The organism is Portibacter marinus (assembly GCF_021533195.1).
Classification (GTDB): Bacteria; Bacteroidota; Bacteroidia; order Chitinophagales; family Saprospiraceae; genus Portibacter; species Portibacter marinus.
On sequence record NZ_JAJNKB010000025.1, the window covers coordinates 1 to 5,304 of the forward strand.

The 5,304-nt window shown below is 35.1% G+C and carries 6 protein-coding genes; all 6 read left to right on the forward strand.

Annotation, left to right across the window (positions count from 1 at the left end):
- The first annotated feature begins 544 nt into the window (after positions 1 to 544).
- The 6 genes from L2567_RS20425 (at position 545) to L2567_RS20450 (ending at position 4,804) form a co-directional block, all read left to right on the forward strand.
- Positions 545 to 1,165, forward strand: coding sequence for a hypothetical protein (locus tag L2567_RS20425; protein WP_235299718.1), 621 nt, complete (start codon positions 545 to 547; stop codon positions 1,163 to 1,165).
- 151 nt (positions 1,166 to 1,316) lie between these two features.
- Positions 1,317 to 1,769, forward strand: a complete 453-nt coding sequence (locus tag L2567_RS20430) for an excisionase family DNA-binding protein (protein ID WP_235299719.1) — start codon at positions 1,317 to 1,319, stop codon at positions 1,767 to 1,769.
- Positions 1,769 to 2,332: a PIN domain-containing protein gene (locus tag L2567_RS20435; protein WP_235299720.1), complete on the forward strand. Its 564-nt coding sequence runs from the start codon at positions 1,769 to 1,771 to the stop codon at positions 2,330 to 2,332. Before L2567_RS20430 ends, L2567_RS20435 begins: the two co-directional genes overlap by 1 nt.
- A gap of 136 nt (positions 2,333 to 2,468) precedes the next feature.
- Complete coding sequence (locus tag L2567_RS20440; protein WP_235299721.1) at positions 2,469 to 2,921, forward strand: excisionase family DNA-binding protein; 453 nt, start codon at positions 2,469 to 2,471, stop codon at positions 2,919 to 2,921.
- Positions 2,921 to 3,484 (forward strand): PIN domain-containing protein, encoded by a 564-nt coding sequence (locus tag L2567_RS20445; RefSeq protein WP_235299722.1) that lies wholly within the window; start codon positions 2,921 to 2,923, stop codon positions 3,482 to 3,484. Before L2567_RS20440 ends, L2567_RS20445 begins: the two co-directional genes overlap by 1 nt.
- Before the next feature lie 105 nt (positions 3,485 to 3,589).
- On the forward strand, positions 3,590 to 4,804 hold the full coding sequence (locus L2567_RS20450; RefSeq protein WP_235299723.1) for a hypothetical protein: 1,215 nt from the start codon (positions 3,590 to 3,592) through the stop codon (positions 4,802 to 4,804).
- The last annotated feature ends 500 nt before the right edge of the window (positions 4,805 to 5,304 follow it).

A 5,304-nucleotide genomic window follows, 5' to 3' on the forward strand; every position in this document is an offset into this window, starting at 1 on the left:
TGGAGTCAGCTCGTTTCCTTTCCATCCAACCTTTGAAGAGGTCTTTCATCTCAATTACAACATGCTCCATCTATTTCCATTAACCACTTTTGATTAACTTAGTACCCGATGGAACTTCAGGGCACACCACGAAATGCTAACATGCTGCGAAGACGATCATTCCTCGTTCCTCGGAACGACGCTTGCAGCTATCACGTTATGCACAAGTTGAATTAAGCAAATGAAATTCCTAGACATTCTATATGTAAGTGCTGTGAAGGCAGCAAAATATACAAGCAAGGTCGATGTTCATATAAGAGGAAAGGCCATTCTTGGAATATTACTTTTGCTGTCGACAATTTATCCAATAATTAAGTTAACTGATTCCTATTGGTTGACTTTGGGTTTGTCAATTCTGATAGTTTTCTATCTCTTCTATAGATACACAGAGAATGTAACAGAGGAGCTCATGCAAAAATATGAGTCAGTTCCAACATTTTTATGCGATCTACTATGTTTATTAGCCCTTGCGATTAATATGATTCTTATAAACACTCTTGATTAATTGAGAAAAAAAATAAATAGAAAAACTACTCCCAAAGTTGCTGGTGGAAAACCTCTACGAAAAAATAATCACGAGGAAACACCAAATTATTGGAACACAATTCAAGATGAAGTTCAAATTGATAGTGAGAAACTGGGCAAGGGATATAAACACTTCCTTAAGAGAAGAGACCTTCTGAAATTCATCGAAATAATTCCTAATTGGGAAGTCTACTCTCGAGGTTTAGATGCAATAGTTCTTGAATCTGGTAAATCTGGACGAGATGGAGTTTACTATCATTCTGGAGTAATATGCATTTCAGCATGGCCAAAGGAAATGGATATAGAATTAAACAAACGCTACTTTGAAGACCACAAAGATCTTTTTAAGCGCTTAGGGATCAAGTATTTAGAAAAGGATGATTTCTATTTCTGTGAATTTACTCCAGACCAAATTAAGGCTTATCAACTTCTTCATATTTTATTGCACGAGTTAGGACATCATTACGATAGGATGAAAACGAAAACAAAACACAGTACAGCAAGAGGAGAAAAATTTGCTGAAAATTTTGCATTTGAAAATGAAGAAAGGATGTGGAATAAATACGAAGAAACTTTTAATATAGTATTTTACAAGGACTAAGAACCAGTGCATAACAGGCTTCATCACTGAATACTTCGGCTATCGCCTCGTACTCAGGATGCAGCTGAACCGTTAGCTTTGCAGAAAAGATAAAATACGAGAAACTTTCATTTCGATTATTTCGTTTGTATATTTAAGAAGAATATTAAATATGGAAGCGGTAAACAATAAAATAGGCAAATATGAGCAACGATTAGCAAGTAAGTCTATGAACCAAATTAAGGCAACACTTGCTAGAACCAGTTCCAACAAACGCAAGGTTCAACTTACGATCCAAGAATCAAATGAAGTGATTGATATCCCTATTGAAGCTCTTTCCTTCTTAAAAGATATTCTAAGCATAATGGCCGAAGGAAACGATCTGATGATAATTGAAAGTGATTCCGAAATGTCAACTCAAGAAGCAGCCGATATTCTCAATGTATCCAGACCTTATCTGGTAAAACTCCTTGAGACTGGTCAAATTCCTTTCAAAAAAGCAGGAACTCACAGAAGAGTATTAGTTAGAGATATAATTGATTATAAATCCAAACTTCAAAGTGATAGAAGAAAAAATCTCAACTTGTTAGCTAAACAAGCACAAGAATTAAACCTTGGTTACTAGTGATTGAGAAATCTCCAATTGTAGCAACACTAGATGCTAATGTTCTGTATCCAGCACCTTTGCGAGACTTCCTTCTGAATATAGCTGCCACTGAACTCTTTCAACCTAAATGGAATCCAAAAATTCAACAAGAATGGATATATAATCTTTTGAAGAACAGGCCAGATTTGAAGGAAGCTCAACTTAACAGAACGATCAAATTGATGGAATCAGCATTTCCAGAAGCATCAACCAAAATCCAATTGGAGACAATAGATAAAATAGAAATCCCAGATGAGAATGATAAGCATGTAATTTCATCCGCAATAGAGTCCAATTCCAATTACATCGTCACTTGGAATATTAAAGATTTCCCAAAAAACATACTCCAACAATTTTCTATTGAAGCTATCAAACCTGATAAATTTATTGAAGCACTGGTAAAAATTGATAGGGAGAAAGTAACTACAGCTTTTACAAATCAACTATCTTCATTAAAGAATCCAAAACTATCGAAAGATCAATTAGTACAGATTCTTAAGAAAAACGGACTGATGGAGATCGATAAACAGTTCAATTTATAAATTCCGCAAGCTAACACTATGCAAGAAGTAACTTCCTCCTATCGTCGTCGCTACTCTTGCAATTCACCGTTAGCTTTGCAGAAAAGATAAAATACGAGAAACTTTCATTTCGATTATTTCGTTTGTATATTTAAATATGGAAGCGGTAAACAATAAAATAGGCAAATATGAGCAACGATTAGCAATTAAGTCTATGAACCAAATTAAGGCAACACTTGCTAGAACCAGTTCCAACAAACGCAAGGTTCAACTTACGATCCAAGAGTCAAATGAAGTGATTGATATCCCAATTGAAGCTCTTACCTTCTTAAAAGATATTTTAAGCATAATGGCCGAAGGAAACGATCTGATGATAATTGAAAGTGATTCCGAAATGTCAACTCAAGAAGCAGCCAACATTCTCAATGTATCTAGACCTTATCTGGTAAAACTTCTTGAGTCTGGTCAAATTTCTTTCAAAAAAGCAGGAACTCACAGAAGAGTATTAGTTAGAGATATAATTGATTATAGATCCAAACTTCAAAGTGATAGAAGAAAAAATCTCAACTTGTTAGCTAAACAAGCACAAGAATTAAACCTTGGTTACTAGTGATTGAGAAATCTCCAATTGTAGCAACACTAGATGCTAATGTTCTGTATCCAGCACCTTTGCGAGACTTCCTTCTAAATATAGCTGCCACTGAACTCTTTCAACCTAAATGGAATCTAATAATTCAACAAGAATGGAAATATAATCTTTTGAAGAACAGGCCAGATTTGAAAGAAGCTCAACTTAACAGAACGATCAAATTGATGGAATCAGCATTTCCGGAAGCATCAACCAAAATCCAATTGGAGACAATAGATAAAATAGAAATCCCAGATGAGAATGATAAGCATGTAATTTCATCCGCAATAGAGTCAAATTCCAATTACATCGTCACTTGGAATATTAAAGATTTTCCAAAAAACATCCTCCAACAATTTTCTATTGAAGCTATCAAACCTGATAAATTTATAGAAGCACTGGTAAAAATTGATAGGGAGAAAGTAGCTACAGCTTTTACAAATCAACTATCTTCATTAAAGCATCCGAAGTTATCGAAAGATCAACTAGTACAGATTCTTAAGAAAAACGGACTGAAGGAGATCGATAAACAGTTAAACTCATAAATTCCGCAAGCTAACACTATGCAAGAAGTAACTTCCTCCTATCGTCGTCGCTACTCTTGCAATTCACCGTTATCCCATATAGATAGACTATAATAATCACAACCTATGAAGAACATACTCCTAATAGCATTATTTTTCACTTGTTTTACAAATTTAGTTCGAAGTCAGCAAGTAAATGATGTGCAAAATAAGAATACAATTGCCTCCTTTAATTTCACAAGTGGGATTGGACTTATGAAGCCAACTGCGGTATTTACTAATCCTGATTACGAGGGAACCATCATACCCAAGACTTCTTTGATGACAGAATTTGGAATTGAATCTGAATATAATATTACTAATCAATTGTCACTTTTCTCTGGATTTTTATTGCAAAGAAAAACTTACAAAGAAGAGCTTCAAACTGGCAGTAATTCAACTTCTTTTGGATACAGTTACACCTTTCCTTTGTTTATTAGATATAATTTAAGCACCAGTCGGAATAGTCCCTACATATCATTTGGCTCATATTTCAATATAGAAGAGCCAGATGAATCATATGGTTTTATCGGAAATATAGGTGGTGTATCAATTGATGGGAAACAGCCTTTAGAATACAATAATTTATCATTAGGTATTGAGGTTGGAAAAAGGTTTAGGATAAGGAAGATGGATTTTAGTTACGCTATAAACTATAATTATTCTTGGCGAGAAAGTTTCACAAGTGAATACAAAGATCTGTCAATTGAGCAGAGCAAAGATCAAAACATCGGATACGGAACTTCTAATGGATCTTTCATCGGACTTAGATTAAAATACCATTTTGGTTTATTTGATAGAAAAAATAATCAATCAAATTCTAGCTCGGGAAGTGAATCTAAAAATTTACAACTTTATAAAAATTACCTCTCAATTGATCTTCTAGGAGCAGCTCGCTTCTATGCTTTTTCCTATGAAAGGTTTTTTTATCGCAAGAACTGGACACATTTTAGTTTGAAGGCGGGAGTATCTTATGTTCCCGAATATGAAGAAGAAGGTGTTTTTGTAAACCCCAATTTCAGGAATGCTACAAAATTAATGGGACTATTCATCCCTACATCAATAAACTTATATCTTGGAAAGTCAAAATCATTTGCTCATATAGGACAAACTCTAATACAAACTTATTCACCTTACTATTTCCCAGAATTCCATGATTCTGATTACGGATGGTCAACTTATTTTGTAAGCATCTTAGGTTATCGATACGAATATAAAAGATGGGCATTTAACGCTCAATTAAATTTTCAATTCACTTCACCCGTGCCATTTGGAGGAATAACTATTGCAAGAGCCTTTTAAGTCTCAAAAAGAAAATTAAAATTGTTAACTAAGAATTGATACCTCAACCTAAGTAACACAAATAAGGTAAAATATCGAGTAGATAAAGGGGACTCTCACCCCTAAACCTCTCACAGAACCGTACGTGAACCTCTCAGCTCACACGGCTCTTCATGCTCATTCTTTCGAATCGAATACGCCACTAAACTCATTCCTTCCAAACGTAAGCTGGAGGTTGATTAGATGAAAGTACTCAGAACATGTCAACACCTTCGCTCCACCTCCATTACAGAGGCTTCATCACTACTACGAGTTGATCTGCCACTCTCCCAATGTCTCAGTATTCGCTTTACCTTTCAAGGCTTATAGCTTTCCCTCAAACAACAAAGGGGAATTTCCCCAGTTTCGTAATTGAGCCCAGTATTAAGGTCATGCCATCTATACACCGGTAGATTGCCAAGCCTGTGCAATTCTAGAATTCTACACTATTGGCTTATCTCCTCAGTCCGCAGCACCTCGGA

Excerpts from the sequence above, each read along its gene's own strand:
- L2567_RS20430 (WP_235299719.1), top strand. The coding sequence starts at position 1,317 with ATGGAAGCGGTAAACAATAAAATAGGCAAATATGAGCAACGATTAGCA.
- L2567_RS20450 (WP_235299723.1), top strand. The coding sequence starts at position 3,590 with ATGAAGAACATACTCCTAATAGCATTATTTTTCACTTGTTTTACAAAT.
- L2567_RS20440 (WP_235299721.1), top strand. The coding sequence starts at position 2,469 with ATGGAAGCGGTAAACAATAAAATAGGCAAATATGAGCAACGATTAGCA.